General features: G+C 73.0%; 17 protein-coding genes, 1 tRNA gene and 1 other RNA gene. 13 read left to right on the top strand and 6 right to left on the bottom strand.

The genetic code is table 11. From position 1 onward, the window contains the following. Positions 1-19 precede the first annotated feature (19 nt). Both PKE79_RS14930 and PKE79_RS14925 read left to right on the top strand, forming a co-directional pair. On the top strand, positions 20-499 hold the full coding sequence (locus PKE79_RS14930) for a hypothetical protein (RefSeq protein ID WP_271174498.1): 480 nt from the start codon (positions 20-22) through the stop codon (positions 497-499). A gap of 102 nt (positions 500-601) precedes the next feature. Beyond that, the gene (locus PKE79_RS14925) at positions 602-1,375 is read left to right on the top strand and encodes an alpha/beta fold hydrolase (RefSeq protein WP_271174497.1); all 774 of its coding nucleotides are present in this window, start codon (positions 602-604) and stop codon (positions 1,373-1,375) included. 45 nt (positions 1,376-1,420) lie between these two features. Here the strand turns inward: PKE79_RS14925 and PKE79_RS14920 are convergent, their stop codons facing one another. Continuing rightward, complete coding sequence (locus PKE79_RS14920; protein ID WP_374727741.1) at positions 1,421-2,110, bottom strand: AAA family ATPase; 690 nt, start codon at positions 2,108-2,110, stop codon at positions 1,421-1,423. Between the two features lie 201 nt (positions 2,111-2,311). Here PKE79_RS14920 and PKE79_RS14915 point away from each other — a divergent pair. Continuing rightward, positions 2,312-2,400: transfer RNA gene (locus PKE79_RS14915), tRNA-Ser, on the top strand. 54 nt (positions 2,401-2,454) lie between these two features. On the opposite strand, the gene glgA is transcribed toward PKE79_RS14915, so the two are convergent. Further along, positions 2,455-3,642, bottom strand: a complete 1,188-nt coding sequence (gene glgA, locus PKE79_RS14910; protein WP_271174496.1) for a glycogen synthase — start codon at positions 3,640-3,642, stop codon at positions 2,455-2,457. A gap of 111 nt (positions 3,643-3,753) precedes the next feature. Between glgA and glgC the strand changes: the two genes are divergently transcribed. Next, on the top strand, positions 3,754-4,992 hold the full coding sequence (glgC, locus tag PKE79_RS14905) for a glucose-1-phosphate adenylyltransferase (protein ID WP_271174495.1): 1,239 nt from the start codon (positions 3,754-3,756) through the stop codon (positions 4,990-4,992). Between the two features lie 12 nt (positions 4,993-5,004). Here glgC and PKE79_RS14900 read toward each other — a convergent pair whose 3' ends face one another. Genes PKE79_RS14900 through PKE79_RS14890 form a run of 3 tightly spaced genes read right to left on the bottom strand, consistent with a single transcriptional unit; the run spans position 5,005 to position 9,420 of the window. Continuing rightward, positions 5,005-7,227: a transglutaminase TgpA family protein gene (locus PKE79_RS14900; RefSeq protein ID WP_271174494.1), complete on the bottom strand. Its 2,223-nt coding sequence runs from the start codon at positions 7,225-7,227 to the stop codon at positions 5,005-5,007. Beyond that, positions 7,214-8,452 carry a DUF58 domain-containing protein gene (locus PKE79_RS14895; protein ID WP_271174493.1) on the bottom strand — a complete coding sequence of 413 codons (1,239 nt, stop codon included), beginning with the start codon at positions 8,450-8,452 and terminating at the stop codon, positions 7,214-7,216. The genes PKE79_RS14900 and PKE79_RS14895 overlap by 14 nt, the downstream gene beginning before the upstream one ends. Positions 8,453-8,457: 5 nt before the next feature. After that, on the bottom strand, positions 8,458-9,420 hold the full coding sequence (locus tag PKE79_RS14890) for an AAA family ATPase (RefSeq protein ID WP_271174492.1): 963 nt from the start codon (positions 9,418-9,420) through the stop codon (positions 8,458-8,460). A 42-nt stretch (positions 9,421-9,462) separates the two neighbouring features. Between PKE79_RS14890 and ffs the strand changes: the two genes are divergently transcribed. The 6 genes from ffs (at position 9,463) to PKE79_RS14860 (ending at position 17,103) form a co-directional block, all read left to right on the top strand. Continuing rightward, positions 9,463-9,559: signal recognition particle sRNA small type (gene ffs / locus PKE79_RS14885), an RNA gene on the top strand. A gap of 64 nt (positions 9,560-9,623) precedes the next feature. Further along, entirely contained in the window at positions 9,624-11,735 is a 2,112-nt protein-coding gene (gene pta, locus PKE79_RS14880; RefSeq protein WP_271174491.1) for a phosphate acetyltransferase, read from the top strand. Next, on the top strand, positions 11,732-12,967 hold the full coding sequence (locus tag PKE79_RS14875) for an acetate/propionate family kinase (protein ID WP_271174490.1): 1,236 nt from the start codon (positions 11,732-11,734) through the stop codon (positions 12,965-12,967). The genes pta and PKE79_RS14875 overlap by 4 nt, the downstream gene beginning before the upstream one ends. A gap of 57 nt (positions 12,968-13,024) precedes the next feature. Beyond that, a complete protein-coding gene (locus tag PKE79_RS14870; protein WP_271174543.1) occupies positions 13,025-13,768 on the top strand; it encodes an HAD family hydrolase in 744 nt (247 codons plus the stop codon). 46 nt (positions 13,769-13,814) lie between these two features. After that, a complete protein-coding gene (locus PKE79_RS14865; protein ID WP_271174489.1) occupies positions 13,815-16,334 on the top strand; it encodes a glycoside hydrolase family 65 protein in 2,520 nt (839 codons plus the stop codon). A 64-nt stretch (positions 16,335-16,398) separates the two neighbouring features. Further along, positions 16,399-17,103, top strand: coding sequence for a FadR/GntR family transcriptional regulator (locus PKE79_RS14860; RefSeq protein ID WP_271174488.1), 705 nt, complete (start codon positions 16,399-16,401; stop codon positions 17,101-17,103). Here the strand turns inward: PKE79_RS14860 and PKE79_RS14855 are convergent. Then, on the bottom strand, positions 17,069-18,466 hold the full coding sequence (locus tag PKE79_RS14855) for an aspartate ammonia-lyase (protein ID WP_271174487.1): 1,398 nt from the start codon (positions 18,464-18,466) through the stop codon (positions 17,069-17,071). The two genes, PKE79_RS14860 and PKE79_RS14855, sit on opposite strands and share 35 nt — an antisense overlap. Positions 18,467-18,559: 93 nt before the next feature. Here PKE79_RS14855 and PKE79_RS14850 point away from each other — a divergent pair, with 93 nt between their 5' ends. The 3 genes from PKE79_RS14850 to PKE79_RS14840 form a co-directional block, all read left to right on the top strand. Beyond that, a complete protein-coding gene (locus tag PKE79_RS14850; RefSeq protein ID WP_374727740.1) occupies positions 18,560-20,122 on the top strand; it encodes an amino acid permease in 1,563 nt (520 codons plus the stop codon). After that, positions 20,119-21,108, top strand: coding sequence for an asparaginase domain-containing protein (locus PKE79_RS14845; RefSeq protein WP_271174485.1), 990 nt, complete (start codon positions 20,119-20,121; stop codon positions 21,106-21,108). The genes PKE79_RS14850 and PKE79_RS14845 overlap by 4 nt, the downstream gene beginning before the upstream one ends. A gap of 53 nt (positions 21,109-21,161) precedes the next feature. After that, the coding region (locus PKE79_RS14840) for a DNA polymerase III subunit gamma and tau (protein ID WP_271174484.1) at positions 21,162-22,451 on the top strand (1,290 nt) is incomplete at its 3' end.

Below are 22,451 nucleotides of genomic sequence, written 5' to 3'. Positions count from 1 at the left end.
TGGGGAGAAGGAGCGCATCGTGAGCCAATCGCCGGAGACCAGCGTGGACCAGGGCCGGGAGGGGCGCGCGAAGCGGTACGCGACGCTCGACGAGGCCTTCCAGAAGCACGGCACGCCTCCCGAGAACCAGGCGGTCATCCGCCGCATCGTGGACGGCTCCGACGTCACGGGCTTCGTCGGGTACCGCACGTACTTCAAGATCGAGCGCCGCGGCAGCGCCGCACTCGAGGTGCACGCGGGCTACACGAACGGCTTCCGATCTGAGTCCGACGCCGCCCGCCTCGCGGGCGACCTCGAGCGCTGGCCGAGCCGCCGCTTCCACGGCTCGTGGGGTGTCACGCACCCTGTGACGCACGCCGTGCGCGTCGCGCCGGCGCGCTCGAGCGCGCCGCGCCGCGAGACGGTCCGCAAGCCCGTCGTGCCCGAGCGCGTGGCCGACGTCTGCCCGACCTGCTTCATGGAGATGCCGCTCACGGGCGTCTGCCCGAACTGCGGCTGAGGCGGACCACTTGCCGCTTCCGGCCGCTTGACGGCGGCGGATGGCGGCCGTTCGCGACCAGGACCGGTTCCGGATGTCGGCGGTGCATGGTTCGCTGGGGTCATGGACACGGTCACCTCCGCAGACGGCACCCCCATCGCGTTCCGCACCCTCGGCGACGGGCCCACGGTCGTCATCGTCAACGGCGCGCTCTCGACCGCGGCGGACGCCTCGGGCCTCGCCGAGGCGCTCGCGGCCTCCGGCCTGCGGGCCGTCACCTGGGACCGACGCGCGCGCGGTGACAGTGGCGACGCACGCGACTCCGCCCCCGAGCGCGAGAGCGAGGACCTCGCGGCCGTGATCGAGGCCGAGGGCGGCGACGCCGCGGTGCTGGGGCACTCGTCGGGGGCCGTGCTCGCGCTTTTCGCGGCGTCGCTGGGGGTGCCCATCCGCCGGCTGTTCCTCTCAGAGCCCCCGCTCCACGCAGGAGAGCCGGCGCCGCACGACCTCCCCGATCGCCTCCAGGCGCTCGTCGACGACGGCGCCCTCGAGGACGCGGTCGCGACATTCCAGGTCGAGGGCGTCGGGCTTCCGCGCGAGATGGTCGAGGGGATGCGGGCGCGGGGCGCACTCACGCTCCTTGCGCCGCTCGCGCAGTCGACCGTCTACGACGCGCGGCTCGTCCGGGACGCGGGAGGGCCGACCGCCGCGATGCTCGAGGTCGGGCAGCCGATCGTGATCCTGCGCGGGGAGCAGACGTTCCCCGTGCTCGTCGAGGCGGCCGACCGCCTCGCGGCCGCGCGCCCCGACGCCGAGCTCGTCGTGGTGCCGGAGTCCGTCATGCACCGCCCCGATCCCGCGGCGACCGCGCGCATCGTCGCCGAGCGGATGGGCTGACCGCCCCCCCGCGCCCGGCTCAGCCGCCCGCGACGGTTGACGCGTTCACTCCAGGTGACGCAGGAACCGGCCGGGGGAGTCGAGGAATGATCGCCACGTCCGCACGAGGTCGAGGTCGTCGTACGCGCATCGACGGATGCCCCACGAGCCGAGCTCGAGCAGGTCGGCTCCGGGGAATGCGGCGAGCACCGGCGAGTGCGTCGAGAGGACGATCTGCGAGCCGTCTGCGACGAGTTCGCGCAGCAGCCCGAGAAGCGCGAGGCAGCCAGAGACGGAGAGAGCGGATTCCGGCTCGTCGAGCACCCACAGCCCGCGGATGCGCAGGCGCTCGGAGACCAGGTCGAGGAACGACTCGCCGTGGCTGCGCTCGTGAAGCGGGGCGCCCATCCCGATGTCCTCGAGGTACGTGTAGAACCCGTGCATGGTCTCCGCCCGCAGGAAGAAGCCCTTCCTCGGCGCACCGGCCCCGCGCACGAGCTGCAGGTGGTCGCCGAGGTCGGACTCCGACGCGCGCGTGGCGTGCTGGGCGCCGCTCGAGCCTCCCTCTGCGTTGAGGCCGTATGCCGTGGCGAGAGCCTCGACCAGGGTCGACTTGCCGACGCCGTTCTCGCCCGTGAGCACCGTCACGGCGCCGAGGTCCAGTCCCTCCTCGAGCACCTGCCGGACGGGAACGAGCGTAGCGGGCCAGCGCCGCAGATCGGCGGGCGCGAGCGGGTGCGCCTCGATTCTGCGCACGGGGAGGGCCCGGCGGGAGAGAGGGGGCGCATCCACACGGCGACCCTAGCCTGCCCCGCGCCCCGCTCCGGACACGCGGCATGTCTCACTTGTGCAGCCTTACGGGCCGCGATTGCCTGCAAATTCGAGACATGCGAGGGAGCGGCCTCCCGAGGGGGCTCGGCAGGAGAGGCGCGGGCTCGCGTGATAAGGTCTTCCTCTGGAAGCGTGTCCGAGAGGCCTAAGGAGCTTGGCTGGAATCCAAGTATGCGGGGTAACTCGCATCGCAGGTTCAAATCCTGTCGCTTCCGCAGAAGAGGCCCCGTCCGGTTCGCCGGACGGGGCCTCTGACATGTCAGCGGGAGCTACACGCCGCGGACGTCGGCGTACAGCGCGCGGGTGCGGTCGGCGATCGCGGTCCACGAGAACTCGCGCTCGGCGCGCTCGCGCCCTGCGGCCCCCAGCGCACGCGCGCGATCGGGGTCGGACACCATCTCGGTGAGCGCCGCGGCGAGGTCGCCGACGAAGCGCTCGGGGTCGATCGGGGTGCCCGTTCCGTCGTCCACCTGCTCGATCGGGACGATCGCTCCCGTCACGCCGTCCGCGACGACCTCGGGGATGCCGCCGGTGCCCGTGCCGACGACCGGCGCACCGCAGGCCATGGCCTCGAGGTTCACGATGCCGAGCGGCTCGTACACCGAGGGGCAGACGAACGTCGTGGCCGCGCTCAGCAGGGCGCACAGCTCGGGGCGGGGCAGGTGGCGGTCGATCCAGACGACGCCGTCGCGCTCGGCGCGCAGCTCGGCGACGAGGCCCTCGACCTCGGCCATGATCTCGGCCGTGTCGGGAGCGCCCGCGCACAGCACGAGCTGCACCTCGGGCGGCAGAGCGCGCGCCGCGCGGAGCAGGTACGGCAGCCCCTTCTGCCGCGTGATGCGGCCGACGAACACGATCGAGGGGCGGTCGGGGTCGACGCCCAGGGCGCGCACGGTGTCGGGGTCGTCGACGCGCTGCCAGCCGTCGAGGTCGATGCCGTTGTAGACGACCTTCACGCGCTCGGGCTCGAGCTCGGGGTACACCCGCAGCAGGTCGCGGCGCATGCCCTCGCTGACCGCGACGACCGCGTCGGCCGACGTGAGGGCCTCGCGCTCGATCCAGCTCGACAGGCGATAGCCGCCGCCGAGCTGCTCGGCCTTCCACGGGCGCAGCGGCTCGAGGCTGTGGGCGGTGACCACGTGCGGGATGCCGTGGAGCATCTTCGCGACGTGTCCGGCGAAGTTCGCGTACCAGGTATGCGAGTGGACGAGGTCGGCGCCCTCGACATCGCGGGCGATGAGGAGGTCGGTGCCCATGGTCCGCAGGGCGCCGTTCGCGCCCGAGAGCTCGGCGGGCGTCCCGTACGAGAAGACGCCCTCCTCGTCGCGCGGAGCGCCGAACGCGCGCACGACGACGTCGAGATCTCGGCGGAGCGCTCTGACGAGCTCGGCGACGTGCACGCCGGCACCGCCGTACACCTCGGGCGGGTACTCGCGGGAGAGGAGATCGACTCGCATGCAGTCAACCTAGCGCCGCTGGGGGCCGCGCGGGGAACAGGTCGAGAATTGCACATTTCTCCCCGCGATTCGAGCCTGCCTTTCTCCTCCGGTTCTCACTAGGGTGAGGCCATGTCCAAGTACTTCGGCATCGTGCTCGCAGGCGGAGAAGGCAAGCGGCTCATGCCGCTCACGGAGGACCGGGCGAAACCGGCCGTGCCCTTCGGCGGACAGTACCGCCTCATCGACTTCGCGCTGTCGAACCTCATCAACTCGGGGCTGCGGCAGATCGTCGTGCTCACGCAGTACAAGTCGCACAGCCTCGACCGCCACATCTCGCAGCTGTGGCGCATGAACGGCCTGCTCGGCTCCTACATCGCGTCCGTGCCCGCGCAGCAGCGGCTCGGGAAGCGCTGGTACCAGGGCTCGGCCGACGCGATCCTGCAGAGCCTCAACCTCGTGTACGACGAGCGCCCGGACTACATCGTCGTGGTCGGCGCCGACCACGTCTACCGGATGGACTTCGACCAGATGATCGAGGCGCACATCGCCTCGGGCGCCGAGGCGACCGTCGCGGCCATCCGCCAGCCGATCTCGCTCGCCGACCAGTTCGGCGTCATCGACATCGACCCCGAGAACCCGAGCCGCATCCGCGAGTTCCTCGAGAAGCCGTCGAACCCGCAGGGCCTGCCCGACTCGCCGCGCGAGGTGCTCGCCTCGATGGGCAACTACGTCTTCACGGCCGAGGCGCTCATCGAGGAGGTGCTGCGCGACGGCGAGCGCGCCGACTCGAAGCACGACATGGGCGGCGACATCATCCCCGCCTTCGTCAAGCGCGGCACGGCCGGCGTGTACGACATGAAGCAGAACACCGTGCCGGGCGCCTCGGCGCGCGACCGCTACTACTGGCGCGACGTGGGGACGATCGACTCGTACTTCGAGGCGCACCAGGACCTCATCTCGGTGCTCCCGGTGTTCAACCTCTACAACCAGGAGTGGCCGATCTTCACGCAGCAGGTGAACCTGCCGCCGGCGAAGTTCACGCGCGACGCCCGGGGCACGCTGAGCACCGTGATCGACTCGATCGTCGCGGGCGGCACCGTGATCTCGGGCGCGCACATCGAGCGCAGCGTGCTCGGCTCGGGCGGCATCGTCGAGTCGGGCGCGCACGTGAGCGACTCGATCGTGTTCGAGAACGCGCGGATCAAGCCGGGGGCGACCGTCCGCCGCGCGATCCTCGACAAGAACGTCGTCGTCGAGGCGGGCGCGTCGATCGGTCTCTCGCGCGAGGCGGATGCCGCGCGCGGCTTCGCGATCACGCCGAGCGGCATCACCCTCGTCGGAAAGGGCGCGACGGTCACCGCGTCCTGACGGCGCGAGCGCTCAGAGCGCGTCCTCCACACGAGGGCGCACGACGAGCGATCGCGGCAGCGCGCTCGCGCGCGCCCGCTCAGCCGCGCCCGGCAGGAGCGCGCGCCGGATGCGGCGCAGGGCGGCCGCGGCGGTCTCGGCCGGGAGCTCGTCGGATGCCCGCGCATACGACGCACGCTCGACCGCGCCCACGAGCAGCGCGACATCCGCCTCGGGAGCTCCGCACTGCGTCACGAGGCGCCGGCCGAGCGCCCGGGGCGACTCGCTCGCGCGCACGTCGACGCCCGCGTCGATCGCGGTGTCGACGAGCTCGAGCCACACGGCGCGCGACCGGGCCGCTCCCGAGGCGTTCAGTCGCCGCGACCGCCGCGCGCTCCGCACGACGAAGGGGAGCGCGACGACGAGCAGAGCGAGGATGGCGATGCCGATCGCGCCGAGGGCGCCGCGCGGATCCCACGCGGCGACCTCGGCGCCGTCCGCGCCGCCCGCACCCGGATCCGCCGAGGGGCGCGCGCTCGCGGTCGGCGTGGGCGCGTCGCTCGGGCGCTCGTCCTCCTCGACCGGCGTCTGACCGCCGTCGCTCGTCTGCGGAAGGAAGTTCGTGGGCACGCCCAGGGAGGCCGTGGGCTCGAACGGCACCCAGCCGATGCCCTCGAGATGCGCCTCGGGCCACGCGTGGAGCTGCGCGCTCGTGACCGAGTACGTCACCGACCCGTCGTCCGCCGGCGGGCCCGTCGCCGTTCCCGGCAGGTAGCCGACCACGACGCGCGTGGGGATCCCGAGGGTGCGCGCCATGACGGCGAACGACGACGCGAAGTGCACGCAGTAGCCCGCGCGCACCTCGAGGAAGTCGGCGATCGCGTCGACCCCCGAGCCGTCGAAGCCCTCCGCGACGGGCGCCTCGAGCGAGTACCGGAACGCGCCTCCGCGGAACCAGCCCTGCAGGGCGCGCAGGGCGTCGTAGGGGGTCTGCGCGTCGGCCGTCACCTCGGCAGCGAGCTCGCCGATCACGGCCGGCAGCTCGGGCAGTGCGAGCGCCTGCTCCGGCGCCTCGCCGATCGCCGCGGCCTGCGCCTGCTCCCGCGTCGGGTCGGGCCGCTCCCACGTCACCGTGTACTCGGCGCCGAGGGAGGACGCCGAGTTCGTCACGAGCGTGCGGTTCGCGGTGAGCATCGACCACGCGTCGTCGACGCCCTCGAGCTCGACGGCCGCGTACGGCACCGGCAGGTAGCCGCCGGTGAGCCGCGTGATGTCGACGGACGCCGTGCCGCGCTCGCGCTCGACCGCGATCTCCTCGACCGGCGGAAGCCCGCCCCCGACGGCGGTGAGCGCGCCGGTGTCGGGCGTCCACACCTCCCCGTCGAAGGACGACAGGGTCGCGACGCGCAGGTACGGAGCCGCGCCGGCCGCCGTCCTGACCTGCAGCACCTCGGTCTGGGCGGGCTGGCGCAGGCTGGCGCCGAGATCGAGGTCGGCGTCGATCGTCGTCGTGGGGCCGAAGCCGGATCCGGGGCGCGCGACGGGCTGCGGGAGCAGGGGCGGGATGGCCATGGCGGCGACGACCGCGACAGTGCCGACGATCGCGGCGACGACGGACGCGGATGCCGTGTGCCCGACGCCCGTCCGCGGATCGCGCGCGCGGGTGTCGGCGCGCAGCATGAGGAGGATCGACACCGCGAGCGGAACGAAGAAGACCGCCTCCACGCGCTGCGGCACGACGAGCGACGGGATGAGCGACACCGTGACGAACCCCACCGCCGCGAGGAGGGGAAGCCGTGCGGTGAGGGCGACGTGCGACATGGCGATCGCGAGGAGGCCGACCGCGACCGTGATCACCCACGCGAGTCCGCTCGACGGCCGCAGCGGCGCGACGCCGTGGAGCACCTCATCCCACACGGCGCCGAGGAGCGCCTCGACCGCGCGCGGCGTCTGCGGGGAGGGGACGACGAGGTACCGCGGCACCGAGGCGGGCAGGAGGATCATCGCGCACGCGATCCATACGGCCGCCTCGGCGAGGAACGCCCAGGCGCGGTGCCGCGTGCGGCGGACCGCGTAGCCGGCGGCGCACACGACCGCGACCGTGAACACCGTCTGGGGGAGCCAGATCGGGACGACGACCCGCGTCAGCGGGAGGGCGGACGCGAGGACGGCGATCGCCGTCCACAGGGCGAGCACGGGGTCGGCGGGACGACCGCGGCGCTCGGCCGCGCGCGCCCGCAGCTCAGCGGCGTCCATATCGCGCCCCCGGGTTCACGGCGCGCTGCCATGCGTCCTCGACGTCCGCCTCGAGCGCGACAGAGCGCCATCCGGCGCGACGGGCCTCGTCGAGCGCGTCGCGCTGCGGGGCGGATGCGAAGAGGAGGGGGAGCGCGCCGCGATGCGCCGTGCGGGCGAGCACCGCGGCGTCGGATGGCTCGAGGCGCCCCGCGATGAGCACGAGCGGCCCCGTGGTCACGCCCGCGAGCACCTCGTCGAGGCGCGGCAGGGTGTCGGCGGAGCGCGTCCCGACCGTCGTGAAGGCGCGCAGGAGCTCGGCGCGCTCGTCGCCCTGGGCCGCGCCGCGCTGGCCGAGCGACGCGAGCGGCGCGCCGTCGCCGTCGATGACCCGGACGATGTAGCCGTCGGCCGCGAGGCGCCACGCGGCCGACACGCACAGCGAGACCGCGGCCTCGAACGCGCTGTCGCCGCCGGGCGACGCGGCGGAGGGCGACCAGCGCGACGTGCCCCGGTCGAGCACGACGACTGCCTGCGGCGACGCCTCCTGCTCCTCCTCCCGCACCATGAACTCCCCGAGGCGCGCGGAGGCGCGCCAGTGGATGCGGCGCATCGAGTCCCCTGGAGCGTACGGGCGGGGGATGAGGTTGTCGCTGCCCTGGCCGCGCCGCTCGGCGCTCGCGAGCGCGACGCCCGAGTCGCCCGCGAGGCGGGGCAGGGGCGAGAGCGGGACGATGCGCGGCGTCACGGTGACGGGCGTCATCCCGCCCAGACGTCGCGTGCGGCGCGCGATGCCGAACGGGTCGTGCTCGACGACCGTGAGCGGCCCGAGGGTCCACGCGCCCCGGCGGACTCCCGTGACCGCGTACGTCAGCTCGAGCGCTCCGGACGCGCCGCGGCTCGGCAGGAGCGACGCGGGCAGCGCGCCGGTCGCATCGCCCGCGAAGCCGCCCGGCAGCTCGTCGGCCCACGTCCCGCCCGGCGTGGGCAGCGGAGAGCGCCCCGAGATCCGCAGCGCGACCGTGCTCTCCTCGCCGACCGCGACGGTCTCGGGGCGGAGCGTGCGGATCACGCGCTCGGGGCTCCGGCGCAGGTACAGCGAGAGCGCGCACGCCGCCACGAGCGCGAAGAGGAGCATCGCGTACGCGAGAGCCTCTGTCGAGCCCACCGCGTGCGCCGCGACGAAGAGCGCGGCGCCGAGAGCGAGCGCCCCGGCGCCGCGCACGGTGAGCGGGTGGCGGCGCATCGCGCTCAGCGCGCCGTCGCGAGCGGGACCCGGACGGCGTGCACGATGCGCTCGAGGATCGCGGGGATCGCGTCCGCCTCGCCGCGGTGCGCGGCGGCCGCGCGCGTCGGGATGAGACGGTGCGCGAACACGGGCGTGAGCAGGGCCATGAGGTCGTCCGGGATGACGTAGTCGCGCCCGTCGAGCGCGGCGCGCACCTTGGCCGCGCGGACCAGCTGGATGGTCGCCCGCGGGCTCGCGCCCAGACGGAGGTCGGGATGGCGGCGCGTGGCCTGCGCGAGCGCGACCGCGTACTGCTCGACGACGGGCGCGACGTGCACGGCGCGCGCCCACGCGATGAGCGCCGCGACCGTCTCGACGTCGACGACCGCCGTGAGCGCGTCGAGCGGATTCGCGGTGTCGCGCTGGCGCAGCATGAGCGCCTCGGCCTCGGCGTCCGGGTAGCCCATCGAGATGCGCATCATGAAGCGGTCGCGCTGGGCCTCGGGGAGCGCGTACGTGCCCTCCATCTCGAGCGGGTTCTGGGTCGCGACGACGAGGAACGGGCGGGGCAGCCGGTGGGTCCGCCCATCGACCGTGACCTGCGCCTCCTCCATCGCCTCGAGCAGGGCCGACTGCGTCTTGGGGGAGGAGCGGTTGATCTCGTCGGCGATGACGACGTTGGCGAACACGGCGCCCGATTTGAACTCGAACTCGCGGCTGACCGGGTCGAAGACCGACACGCCCGTGACGTCGCTGGGCAGGAGATCCGGCGTGAACTGGATCCGTCGCACGCTCGCCGCGATCGAGGCGGCGAGGGCGCGCGCGAGCTGCGTCTTGCCGACGCCCGGCACGTCCTCGATGAGCAGGTGACCCTCGGCCAGGAGCGAGATGAGGGCGCTGTCCACGGCCTCGGGCTTGCCGTCGATCACGCTCGAGATCGCGCGCGCGATCCCGTTCGCCGCCTCGAGGAATCTCTCGGCCGTCATGGTCTCTGGCACAGGCCACCTCGCATTCGGGGTTAGACTATCTGCAGCTCTCCGCGTGGCGGCATCCAGGCCAACTCCCCCAGGACGGAAACGTAGCAAGGGTAACCGGGCTCTGTCGGGTGCGCGGAGAGCCTTTTCATGCCCAGGCGGGAATCCGCCCGTCGTCCTGCCGCGTCGAAGGTGTTCGACCTAGGGTGGATGACGTGGCGAGAAGCATCTACATCACGTCGGCCGAGGGGCATTCCGGCAAGTCCACGGTGGCGCTCGGCGTCCTGGATGCGCTGAGCAGGGCGACCCCGCGCGTGGGGGTCTTCCGTCCGATCGCCCGGTCGTCCGCCGAGCGCGACTACGTCCTCGAGATGCTGCTCGACCACGACGGCGTCGACCTCGCGTACGAGGAGTGCGTCGCGGTCACCTACGACGACGTCCGCGCCGACCCCGACGCCGCGCTCGCGCGGATCGTCGAGCGCTTCAAGGCCGTCGAGGCGAAGTGCGACGCGGTCGTCGTCCTCGGGAGCGACTACACCGACGTCGGCAGCCCCGCGGAGCTCGCCTACAACGCGCGCGTCGCGGTGAACCTCGGCACGCCCGTTCTGCTCGTCCTCGGCGGACGCGCGCAGCAGGGCCACACCGAGCAGCTCGGCACGACGTCGCCGCGCACGCCAGAGGAGGTCGCGCAGATCGCCGAGCTCGCGGTGTCGGAGCTCGTGCGCGAGCGCGCCGAGCTGCTCGCGACGATCGTGAACAGGGCCGACGGCGCCCGCCGGGACGAGATCCTCGCAGCGGTCGGCGCGGTCACCCCGTCGGCTCCGGTCTGGGCGATCCCCGAGGACCGGATGCTCGTGGCCCCGTCGATGGGCGATGTGCTGCGCGCGGTCGACGGCCGGCTCGTGAACGGAGACGAGGCGCTGCTCACGCGCGAGGCGCTCGGCGTGGTCATCGCCGCGATGTCGATGGAGAACGTGCTCCCGCGGCTCACCGAGGGCGCCTGCCTCATCGTGCCCGGCGACCGGAGCGAGGTCCTCCTCGCGGCGCTCCTCGCGAACGCCTCGGGCACGTTCCCGTCGATCGCGGGGATCATCCTCAACGGGCCCTTCGAGGTGCCGGAGGCCGTGTCGCGCCTGCTCGAGGGCCTCGGCTCGCGCCTTCCCGTCATCCGAGCGGACGGCGACACCTACACCACCGCCGTGCGGGTCATGAGCGCCCGCGGGCGCCTCGCCGCAGGCTCGCCCCAGCGCTACAACCTCGCGCTGTCGCTGTTCGAGAGCAGCGTCGACGTCGAGGAGCTCACCCGCGTGCTCGGGGTCGCGCGGGCGACCGTCGTCACGCCGCTCATGTTCGAGTACACCCTGCTCGAGCGGGCCCGCGCCGACCGCCGCCACATCGTCCTGCCCGAGGGCGACGACGACCGCGTGCTGCGCGCGGCGGGCATCCTGCTCCAGCGCGGCGTGGCGGAGCTCACGATCCTCGGCGAGCCGTTCGAGGTCCGCGCCCGCGCGATCGAGCTCGGCGTGGACATCCGCGAGGCGCACGTCCTGAGCCCGTTCGATCCCGTGCACGTGCACAAGTTCGCGACCGAGTACGCGCGGCTGCGGGCGCACAAGGGCGTGACCTACGAGCGCGCGGCCGACACCGTCACCGACGTCAGCTACTTCGGCACGATGATGGTGCACATGGGGCTCGCCGACGGCATGGTCTCGGGCGCCGCGCACACGACGGCCCACACCATCCGCCCGGCATTCGAGGTCATCAAGACCGAGCCCGGCGTCTCGGTGGTCTCGAGCGTCTTCCTCATGGCGCTCGCCGACCGGGTGCTCGTCTACGGCGACTGCGCGGTGATCCCCGATCCGACGAGCGAGCAGCTCGCCGACATCGCGATCACCTCGGCGCAGACCGCGCGCCAGTTCGGCGTCGAGCCGCGCGTCGCGATGCTGTCGTACTCGACGGGGGAGTCGGGCACGGGCGCGGATGTCGACAAGGTGCGCGAGGCGACGCGGCTCGCGCGCGAGCGCGCGCCCGAGCTGCCGATCGAGGGCCCGATCCAGTATGACGCGGCGGCCGACGCCGCGGTCGCGAAGGCGAAGCTCCCGGGCTCGGAGGTCGCCGGGCGCGCGACGGTCTTCGTCTTCCCCGACCTCAACACGGGCAACAACACCTACAAGGCCGTGCAGCGGTCGGCGGGCGCCGTCGCGATCGGGCCGGTCCTGCAGGGCCTGAACAAGCCGATCAACGACCTGTCGCGCGGCGCGCTCGTCGAGGACATCGTCAACACCGTCGCGATCACGGCCATCCAGGCGCAGGGGGAGCAGCGATGACCGGGCGGAGCGTCCTCGTCGTCAACAGCGGGTCGTCGTCGTTCAAGTACCAGCTCATCGACATGGCCGCCGAGCGGGTGCTCGCCTCGGGGCTCGTCGAGCGGATCGGGCAGGCGCAGGGCGCGGCAGCCCACACGGTCCGCTTCGCGGCCGGCCCCGGAGAGCCCGCGCCGGCGATCGCCGACGAGACGCACCGCCGTGAGACGGAGATCCCCGACCACACCGCCGGGTTCCGTGTGATGCTCGACGCGTTCGCCGCGCACGGCCCCGCGCTCGACGCCGACGCGCTCGCCGCCGTCGGGCACCGCGTCGTGCACGGCGGCGCGCGGTTCTTCGAGCCGACCGTCGTGAACGACCTCGTCGAGATCAACATCGACGAGCTCTCGGTGCTCGCCCCGCTGCACAACCCCGGCGCGCTGCAGGGCATCCGCGCCGCGCGCGCGGCGTTCCCGCACGTGCCGCACGTCGCGGTGTTCGACACGGCGTTCCACCAGACCCTTCCGCCCGCCGCGTACACCTACGCGATCGACCGCGAGATCGCGCAGGCGCATCGCGTCCGCCGCTACGGGTTCCACGGCACGAGCCACAAGTACGTCTCGGAGGCGGCGGCGCGCCATCTCGGACGACCGCTCGCGGAGCTGCGCCAGATCGTGTTCCACCTCGGCAACGGCGCGTCCGTCACCGCCGTCGACGGCGGCCGGTCGGTCGAGACCTCGATGGGCATGACGCCGCTCGAGGGCCTCGTGATGGGCACCCGGTCGGGCGACATCGACCCGGCGGTGCTCTTCCAGCTCGCGCGCAGGGCCGACCTGACGATCGCCGACCTCGACCGGCTCCTCAACACGCGAAGCGGTCTCAAGGGCCTCGCCGGGGTCTCGGACATGCGCGACGTGCAGGAGCGCAGGGCGGCGGGAGACGAGGCAGCCCAGCTCGCGTTCGACGTGTACGTCCACCGGCTCCGCGCGTACGCGGGCGCGTATCTCGCGCAGCTCGGCGGGGTCGACGTCATCTCGTTCACGGCCGGAGTGGGGGAGAACTCCCCGGATGTCCGCGCCGCGGCGCTCGCCACGCTCGGGTTCGCGGGGGTGGAGATCGACGCGGCGCGGAACGCCGCGGCTGCGCGCGGCGAGATCGCGGTCATCTCGACCGACGCGTCGCGCGTCACCGTGCTCGTCGTGCCGACCGACGAGGAGCTCGAGATCGCCCGCCAGTCCCTCGCCGCGGCGAGCTGACCGCCACTACGCTGGGGTGAACCGGCCATCCCGCGCGACGGAGGATCTGTGACCTCTCTGCCCGACTCGCCCCTTCCCGACCTGAGACGCTACGACGCCGTGCTGTTCGACCTCGACGGCGTGCTCACGCCGACGGCCGAGGTGCACATGCACGCGTGGCGGGCGATGTTCGAGGAGCTCTTCGCCCAGTGGGGCATCGAGCCCGCCTACACCGACGACGACTACTTCGCGCACCTCGACGGCAAGAAGCGCTACGACGGCGTCGCCGCCCTGCTGCGCAGCCGCGACGTCGAGATCCCGTGGGGCGACCCGTCCGACGATCCCTCGCTCGACACCGTGTGCGGCATCGGCAACCGCAAGAACGCCGTGTTCTCGCGCGTGCTCGCGGACGAGGGGATCGCGCCGTACCCGGGCTCGCTGGCCCTCCTCGACGCGCTCGCGGCGGTGGGAGCGCGCGTGGGCGTGGTCTCGAGCTCGAAGAACGCGAAGGACGTGCTGACCGCCGCCGGCATCCTCGACCGGTTCCCCGTGATCGTCGACGGCGCGGTGGCCGAGCGCGACGGACTGCCGTCGAAGCCCGCGCCCGACATGTTCCTCGCGGGCGCCCGCCAGCTCGGCGCCGCCCCCGCCCGCTGCGCGGCCGTCGAGGACGCCCTCAGCGGGGTCGCATCGGCGGCCGCCGGCGGGTTCGCCCTCATCGTCGGCGTCGACCGCGGCGCCGGGGCGGCCACCCTCTCGGCCGCGGGCGCGCACGTCGTCGTGTCCGACCTCGCCGAGCTCGTCGGCCCGGCCACCCGCTGACCTCCGCCCTCCGTCCATCCGGCACCCGACCATCCGGAGCACACGCATGATCGATCGCGACCGCTTTCCCGTCGACCCCTGGCGCCTCGTCGAGACCCGCTACTCCGAGGAGGACGCGGGTGTCACCGAGACCCTGTTCGCCGTCGGGAACGGCTTCCTCGGGCTGCGCGGGAACTACCCCGAGGGCCGCCACGCGCACGAGCACGGCACGTTCATCAACGGCTTCCACGAGACGTGGCCGATCCGTCACGCCGAGAGCGCCTACGGCTTCGCCGAGGTGGGGCAGACGATCGTCAACGTGCCCGACCCGAAGGTCATGCGCGTCTACGTCGACGACGAGCCCCTCTCGCTCGACCTCGCGGACGTGCGCGAGTACGAGCGCTCGCTCGACTTCCGCGACGGGGTCCTGCGGCGCCGTCTGCTGTGGGTCACGCCGTCGGGCAAGGAGGTGCTCCTCGAGTCGGAGCGCCTCGTGCCGTTCGAGGACCGGCACCTCGCGATCGAGCGGATGACCGTCACGGTCCGCAACGCGGACGCTCCGGTCGTCATCAACTGCCAGCTCATCAACCGGCAGGACGGGCAGGACGTGTACGGGGGCCACCCGCACGCGCCGGGCGCGACCGTCGACCCGCGCCGCGCCGAGCGCATCGAAGCGGAGCGCGTGCTCATGCCGCAGGAGCACTGGCAGGACGGCACGCGCACCGCGCTGTCGTATCGCACGGCGTCTTCCGGCATGTCGCTCGCGGTCGTCGCCGACCACGTCATCGAGACCGAGAACCCGCACGTGCACCGCGCGCTCATCGAGCCCGACATCGCGAAGAACGTCTTCCGCGTCGAGGCGAAGGCCGGCGTGCCCGTGACCGTCACCAAGACGATCAGCTACCACACGTCGCGCAGCGTGCCGACGGGCGAGCTCATCGACCGCTGCCGGCGCACGCTCGACCGCGTGCTCGCGGCGGGCGCGGCCTCGGTCTTCGAGGCGCAGCGTCGCTGGATGACGGGGTTCTGGGACCGGTCGGATGTCCGCATCGTCGGCCACGACGACCTGCAGCAGGCGACGCGCTGGTGCCTCATCCAGCTCGCCATGGCGGCGGCGCGCGCGGACGGATGGGGCGTGCCGGCCAAGGGCGTCACCGGCTCGGGCTACAGCGGCCACTACTTCTGGGACACGGAGATCTACATCCTCCCGTTCCTCGCGTACACGACGCCGCTCTGGGCGCGCAACGCCATGCGCATGCGCACGAAGATGCTCCCCGCGGCGCGTCGACGCGCCGCGAAGATGAGCGAGGCGGGCGCCCTCTACCCGTGGCGCACGATCAACGGCGAGGAGGCGTCGGCCTACTACGCGGCCGGCACCGCGCAGTACCACATCAACGCCGACATCGCCTTCGCGCTCGTGCGCTACGTCCGCGCGACGGGCGACGTCGACTTCATGGCGCGCGAGGGCGCGGATGTCCTCGTCGAGACCGCGCGGATGTGGACGACGCTCGGGTTCTGGCGGCAGAACGAGGGCGAGGAGAGCTTCCACATCCACGGCGTGACGGGGCCCGACGAGTACACGACCGTCGTCAACGACAACCTCTTCACGAACGTGATGGCCCGCTTCAACCTCCGTGCCGCGGCGCGGGTCGTCCGCACGATGGCCGAGAAGTCCGGGCGCGCGTACCGCGACCTCGTCGACCGCGTGCAGCTCGATCCGGGCGAGCCGGAGGCCTGGGAGCGCGCGGCCGACGCGATGTACATCCCGTACAACGAGAAGCTCGGCATCAACCCGCAGGACTCCCTGTTCCTCGAGCGCGAGGTGTGGGACCTCGAGCACACTCCGCGCGAGCAGCGCCCGCTGCTGCTGCACTTCCATCCGCTCGTCATCTACCGGTTCCAGGTGCTCAAGCAGGCGGACGTCGTGCTCGCCCTCTACCTGCAGGGCAACCACTTCACCGACGAGGAGAAGCTCGCCGACTTCGAGTACTACGACCCGCTCACGACGGGCGATTCGACGCTGTCGGCCGTCGTGCAGTCGATCCTCGCGGCCGAGGTCGGGTACCAGGACCTCGCGCTCGAGTACTTCGAGCACGCGCTGTTCGTCGACCTCGCCAACATGCACGGCAACACGTCCGACGGCGTGCACGTGGCGTCGGCGGGCGGCGTGTGGACGGCGCTCGTGGCGGGCTTCGGCGGCATGCGCGACCACGACGGCGAGCTCAGCTTCGACCCGCGCCTCCCGCGCGACTGGCCCGAGCTGCAGTACGCCCTCGCGTGGCAGGGCTCGCAGCTGGACGTCTCGATCCGGCGCGACGAGATGCGGGTGTCGGTCCGCTCGGGCGACCCCGTGACGTTCACGGTGCGCGGCGTGTCCCACACCGCGAGCGCGTCCGCGCCGGCCATCGTGCCGCTCGCCGATCAGGGGCCCGTGCGCCCCGGGCGCCCGACCATGCGCAAGTACTCGTCGATGCACCGCGAGGACGGCTCGCAGCTCGAGCCGACCCTGCCGCCGGTCACCACGGCCATCCCGATCGTGGCCGACGACCTCGTGGAGCGCTCGACCGACCCGCGCACGCTCGATTGAGCGTCGTCCGCGCCCGGCCGCGCACGGTTTGACTTTGCGCGGCCGGGCGCAGACAGTGGAGGGCATGCCCGACGAATGGACCTCGCGCCCCGCGCCCGTCGTGCGCCGCAGCGTCGCGGAGTCCGTGATCGAGGACCTGCGCGGCGCGATCACCTCGGGGGCGCTCGCGGTCGGCACGCGACTGCCGTCGGAGGCGCTGCTCGCGGAGCGGTACGCCGTGAGCCGGCCGGTCATCCGCGAGGCGCTGCGCTCGCTGCAGACCCTCGGGCTCACCCAGACGCGCACCGGCAGCGGCACGTACGTGACGGCGGACCGGATCGATCCGGCCACCGTGTACGGCGAGTTCTCCGCGCGCGACCTCATGGAGGCGCGCCCGCACATCGAGGTCCCCGCGGCGGGGCTCGCCGCCGAGCGCCGGACGGACGAGCAGCGCGACGAGCTCACCGCCCTGTGCGACGCGATGGACGGGTGCGACGACCCCCAGGAGTGGGTCGCGCTGGACACCCGCTTCCACTCCCTCGTCGCGCAGGCGTCGGGGAACGCGGTCTTCGCGAAGGCCGTCTCCGACATCCGCGATGCCCTCTCGCGTCAGTCGCAGGTCGTGAACCTCGTCGCGTCGCGCCAGGAGCCCTCCGGTCGCGAGCACCGGCGGATCGCCGAGGCGATCGCGGTCGGCTCGCCCATCGAGGCCCGCGAGGCCATGCGCGCGCACCTCGGCGAGGTCGAGCGCGTCGTCATCCCCCTGACACGACCAGCCGCTCGGGGCTGAGCGCGGCGCGCACCTCGTCGGGCGTGAGCAGCCCGCGCTCGAGCGCGACATCCGGAACGGATCGGCCCGTCCGCAGCGCCTCCTGCGCGATCTCGGTGGCCATCCGGTAGCCGAGCAGCGGGTTGAGCGCGGTCGCGAGGCCGATCGACGACGCGACGCGCTCCGCCATGATCTCGGGGTGCGCCTCGATGCCGTCGACGCAGCGGTCGGCCAGGAGCCGGCACGCCGCCGTGAGATGCGCGAAGCTCTGCGAGAGGGCGCGCGCGATCACCGGCTCGAAGGCGTTGAGCTGCAGCTGGCCCGCCTCCGCGGCGAGCGTCACGGCGAGGTCGTCGGCGATCACGGTGTACGCCACCTGCGTGACCATCTCGGGGATGACCGGATTCACCTTGCCGGGCATGATGCTCGAGCCGGCCTGCACGGCGGGCAGCGAGATCTCGCCGAGCCCCGCGCGCGGACCGGACGACAGCAGGCGCAGGTCGTTGCACGTCTTGGAGAGCTTGATCGCGATGCGCTTGAGCACCCCGGAGACGTGCACGAACGCGCCGGGATCCTGCGTCGCCTCGACGAGGTCGGCGGCGGTGACGAACGGGCGCCCCGTGAGCTCGGCGAGGTGCGCGCAGGCGCGGGCGGCGTAGCCTGCGGGGGCGTTGAGGCCCGTGCCGATCGCGGTGGCGCCCAGGTTCACCTCGAGCAGGAGCGCGGCCGACTCCCGCAGCCGCGCCCTGTCCTCGCCGAGCATGACGGCGAACGCCCCGAACTCCTGCCCGAGGGTCATGGGCACCGCGTCCTGCAGCTGCGTGCGGCCGACCTTGAGATGCGCGGCGAACTGCGCGGCCTTCCGCGCGAACGCCGCCTCGAGGTGCGCCATCGCCGCCTCGAGCTCGTCGACCGCCTCCGTGAGCGCCGCGTTGATCGCGGTGGGGTAGACGTCGTTGGTCGACTGGCTCATGTTGACGTGGTCGTTGGGGTGCAGACGCGCGTAGTCGCCCTTCTCGTGCCCGAGCAGCTCGAGCGCGCGGTTGGCGATGACCTCGTTCGCATTCATGTTCGTCGACGTGCCGGCTCCGCCCTGGATGAGGTCGACGACGAACTGGTCGTGGAGAGCGCCCGCGCGGATCTCCGCGCACGCGGCCGTGATCGCGTCGCACCGGGCGGCGTCGAGCAGGCCGAGATCGCGGTTGGCGAGCGCCGCGGCCTGCTTGACGGCCGCGAGCCCGCGCACGAGGAACGGGAATCGTCCGATCGGCGTGCCCGTGACGGGGAAGTTGGCGACCGCCCGGGCCGTGTGGACGCCCCAGTAGGCGTCTGCCGGGACCTCGAGGTCGCCGAGGAGGTCGTGCTCGCTGCGCGTCTTCGTCATCACTGCTCTCTTCCTTGAGGCGGAACGTGCCTGTAAAGCTACCAGACAGATTTTCGGACTTCCGACTTGACATCTCACGGCTCGCGTGGTCGGATGTCGCAAGCTGTTTGGCAGCTAGCCAGATTCCGCGGCAACGTCGCCGCCCGACCGAAGGCAGACACCGTGTCGACCCAGACCCCCGATTCCGCCCCCTCGTCGCTCCCCGACGAGCAGTCCGGATTCCGCAAGGCGCTCCGTCCCCGCCAGATCCAGATGATCGCCATCGGCGGCGCGATCGGCACCGGCCTGTTCATGGGAGCCGGCGGCCGGCTCGAGAGCGCCGGTCCGGCCCTCGTCGTCGTGTACGCCGTCTGCGCGTTCTTCGCGTTCCTCGTGCTGCGTGCCCTCGGCGAGCTCATCGTGCACCGTCCGTCGAGCGGCTCCTTCGTGTCGTACGCGCGCGAGTTCTACGGCGAGAAGATGGCGTTCTTCGCCGGCTGGATGTACTGGCTGAACTGGGCGATGACCTCGGTCGCCGACGTCACGGCCGTCGCCCTCTACATGAACTTCTTCAAGCAGTACGTCGCGTGGCTCGCGGCGATCGACCAGTGGGTGTTCGCGCTCGTGGCGCTTGTGCTCGTGCTCGGCATGAACCTGCTGTCCGTGAAGGTGTTCGGCGAGCTCGAGTTCTGGTTCGCGCTCGTGAAGGTGCTCGCGCTCGTCGCGTTCCTCGTCGTCGGCGTCTTCTTCGTCGTGACCGGCACGCCGGTCGACGGCGTCGCGCCGGGGTTCCACCTCATCGCCGACAACGGCGGCGTCTTCCCGAACGGCGTGCTCGCCGCCTTCATCGTCATCCAGGGCGTCGTCTTCGCATACGCCTCGATCGAGCTCGTCGGCACCGCCGCGGGGGAGACCCAGGATGCCCGCACCGTCATGCCGAAGGCCATCCGCACGGTGGTGTTCCGCCTCGTCGTCTTCTACGTGGGCTCGGTGCTCCTGTTCACGCTGCTCATGCCGACCACGTCGTACGCCGCGGGCGAGAGCCCGTTCGTGACGTTCTTCGGCGCGATCGGCGTCGAGGGCGCGGACATCATCATGAACCTCGTCGTGCTCACGGCGGTGCTCTCGTCGCTCAACGCCGGTCTCTACTCGACCGGGCGCATCCTCCACTCGATGGCGGTCTCGGGCTCGGCTCCCGCCGCGCTCGCCCGCATGAACCGCGCGGGCGTGCCCTACATGGGGATCGCCGTCACGGCCGTCGTCACCGCGATCGGGGTGGCGCTCAACGCGGTCGTGCCCGAGCAGGCGTTCGAGATCGCGCTCAACGTCTCGGCGCTCGGAATCATCAGCGCGTGGGCGGTCATCGTCCTCTGCCAGCTGAAGCTGCGCAGCCTCGCCGAGCGCGGCGCGCTCGAGCGCCCCGCGTTCCGGATGCCCGGCGCCCCCTACACGGGCTACGCGACGCTCGTCTTCCTCGGCGCCGTCGTCGTGCTCATGGCCCTCGACTATCCGATCGGCAGCGCCACGGTCGCGTCGCTCGTCCTCATCGTGCCGGCGCTCATCGCGGGCTGGTTCCTCTCGCGCGACCGCATCCGGGCGCTCACGGCCGAGCGGACGGGCACGCTCGCCGCGCTCGCGCACCGCGCGACCGCGACCCGCTCGGGACGGGCCGAGTGACGCCCGCCCCGGCCGTCGTCGTTGTCGCGACGGGCGGCACCATCGCGAGCCGCCCGTCAGCCGAGGGCGGCACGGCGCCCGCGCTCGGCGGCGACGCCATCACGGCGTCGGCCGGGGCGTCAGCGCCCGTCCGCGTGGTCGATCTGATGGCGGAGGACTCGGCCGCGCTCGACCTCGCGCGCATGCAGGAGATCGCCGACGCCGTGGCCGACGCGCTCGCCGACCCGCACACGACGGGTGTCGTCGTGCTCCACGGCACCGACTCGCTCGAGGAGACCGCGCTTCTCGTCGGCCTGCAGTGCGGAGCCGACCCGCGTCCGATCGTGCTGACCGGCGCGCAGTTCCTGCCCGACGATCCGCGGTCGGATGGCCCGGCGAACGTCGCGGCGGCCCTCGCGATCGCGTCGGGCGAGGCGGCCGCGCCGCGCCACCCTGCGACGGGCGGCGCCGTCATCGTGTTCGGCGGGCGCGTCCTCCCCGCGTGGGGCGCGTCTAAGGCGCGCACCGACGACGCCGATGCCTTCCGACGGAGCGGCGACGCCTCCGGGGCGCCCGTTCTCGCGGCGCCCGCTCTCGCGGCGCCCGCTCTCGCGACGGCCCGACGCGCGCACGACGGCGTCGCGCGTGTCCGCGTCGATGTCGTCGCGGTCGTCCCCGGCGGAGACGACCTGCACCTGCGCGCGAGCGCGGCGGCCGGCGCACGGGCCGTGGTGCTCGAGGCGCTCGGCTCGGGGAACGCGTCGCCGGCCATCGTCGAGGGCGTGCGCCGCTGCGTCGATCAGGGCGTGCGCGTCGCGGTCACGAGCCGTGTGCCGGAGGGGGCGCTCGCCGCGACCTACGGCGGGGGAGGCGGCGGTCACGACCTCGTCGTCGCGGGGGCCGCGATGGCGCGCACGCTCCGTGCGGGCCAGGCGCGCATCCTCCTCGCCGAGCTGCTCGCGCGCGGCATGGCCGACGACGCGATCGCGGCCGCCCTCGCGGCGTGAGCGCCGATCGAGGGTCACAGCGCGATGTCGGCGGGGAGCCGTAGGCTGGATCCGTGACCACCGCCTTGTATCGCCGCTACCGGCCGGAGACCTTCGGGGAGATGATCGGCCAGGCGCAGGTCACGGATCCGCTCATGACCGCGCTGCGCGGCGATCGCATCGGGCACGCGTACCTCTTCTCGGGGCCCCGCGGCTGCGGCAAGACGACCTCGGCGCGCATCCTCGCGCGCTGCCTCAACTGCGCAGAGGGTCCGACCGACACGCCGTGCGGCCGCTGCGACAGCTGCGTCGAGCTCTCGCGGACGGGCGGCGGCTCGCTCGACGTCGTCGAGATCGACGCCGCGAGCCACAACGGCGTCGACGACGCGCGCGACCTCCGTGAGCGAGCGATCTTCGCCCCCGCACGCGACCGGTTCAAGATCTTCATCCTCGACGAGGCCCATATGGTCACGCCGCAGGGCTTCAACGCGCTGCTCAAGCTCGTCGAGGAGCCGCCCGCGCACGTGAAGTTCATCTTCGCGACCACCGAGCCCGACAAGGTGATCGGCACCATCCGCTCGCGCACGCATCACTACCCCTTCCGGCTGGTGCCGCCGGCCGCGATGCTCGCGTACGTCGAGAAGCTGTGCGCCGAGGAGGGCGTGGCAGTGGCGCAGGGGGTGCTGCCCCTCGTCGTGCGCGCGGGCGGAGGCTCTCCCCGTGACACGCTGTCGATCCTCGATCAGCTGATCGCGGGGTCCGAGAACGACAGCGTGACCTACGAGCGCGCGGTCGCGCTGCTGGGCTACACGCATGCCGAGCTCCTCGACGAGGTCGTCGACGCGTTCGCGCTGGCCGACGCGGGCTCCGCGTTCGGCGCGGTCGACCGCGTCGTGCAGACGGGGCAGGACCCCCGCCGCTTCGTGGACGACCTGCTCGAGCGGCTTCGCGACCTCATCGTGATCGCGGCCACGGGCGCCGGCGCGTCCGCCGTGCTGCGCGGCATCCCGTCCGATGAGCTCGAGCGCATGGGGCAGCAGGCCGAGCGCTTCGGCGCGGAGCGCCTCTCGCGCACCGCCGACATCGTGAGCGCCGCCCTCGACGGCATGACCGGCGCGACGTCGCCTCGCCTCCAGCTCGAGCTCATGATCGCGCGCGTCCTCACACACGGTGCGGCCGCGGCTCCGGCCGGGGGCGCGCCCGCGGCCGGTTCCTCGCGTGGTCCGGCGGGGCCTGCGGCTGGGGCCGCGGGGCCGGCGGCGGGGACGCCCGCTGCGGCTGCGGCACCTGCTGCGGCGGCGGCCGTGGCACCTGCGGCGGCGGCTGCACCGGCGGCACCTGCGGCGGGACCGGCGGCACCGGCG

The organism is Microbacterium barkeri, assembly GCF_027921765.1.
GTDB lineage: Bacteria > Actinomycetota > Actinomycetes > Actinomycetales > Microbacteriaceae > Microbacterium > Microbacterium barkeri.
The sequence above is the reverse complement of the archived record's forward strand: the minus strand, read 5'-3'. Positions and strand labels throughout refer to the sequence as shown.

What these genes read in the sequence shown, in the direction of transcription:
- PKE79_RS14925 (WP_271174497.1), top strand. Translation starts at nt 602, where the DNA reads ATGGACACGGTCACCTCCGCAGACGGCACCCCCATCGCGTTCCGCACC.
- glgA (WP_271174496.1), bottom strand. Translation starts at nt 3,642, where the DNA reads ATGCGAGTCGATCTCCTCTCCCGCGAGTACCCGCCCGAGGTGTACGGC.
- glgC (WP_271174495.1), top strand. Translation starts at nt 3,754, where the DNA reads ATGTCCAAGTACTTCGGCATCGTGCTCGCAGGCGGAGAAGGCAAGCGG.
- PKE79_RS14900 (WP_271174494.1), bottom strand. Translation starts at nt 7,227, where the DNA reads ATGGACGCCGCTGAGCTGCGGGCGCGCGCGGCCGAGCGCCGCGGTCGT.
- PKE79_RS14895 (WP_271174493.1), bottom strand. Translation starts at nt 8,452, where the DNA reads ATGCGCCGCCACCCGCTCACCGTGCGCGGCGCCGGGGCGCTCGCTCTC.
- PKE79_RS14890 (WP_271174492.1), bottom strand. Translation starts at nt 9,420, where the DNA reads ATGACGGCCGAGAGATTCCTCGAGGCGGCGAACGGGATCGCGCGCGCG.
- PKE79_RS14875 (WP_271174490.1), top strand. Translation starts at nt 11,732, where the DNA reads ATGACCGGGCGGAGCGTCCTCGTCGTCAACAGCGGGTCGTCGTCGTTC.
- PKE79_RS14865 (WP_271174489.1), top strand. Translation starts at nt 13,815, where the DNA reads ATGATCGATCGCGACCGCTTTCCCGTCGACCCCTGGCGCCTCGTCGAG.
- PKE79_RS14860 (WP_271174488.1), top strand. Translation starts at nt 16,399, where the DNA reads ATGCCCGACGAATGGACCTCGCGCCCCGCGCCCGTCGTGCGCCGCAGC.
- PKE79_RS14855 (WP_271174487.1), bottom strand. Translation starts at nt 18,466, where the DNA reads ATGACGAAGACGCGCAGCGAGCACGACCTCCTCGGCGACCTCGAGGTC.
- PKE79_RS14850 (WP_374727740.1), top strand. Translation starts at nt 18,560, where the DNA reads ATGTCGCAAGCTGTTTGGCAGCTAGCCAGATTCCGCGGCAACGTCGCC.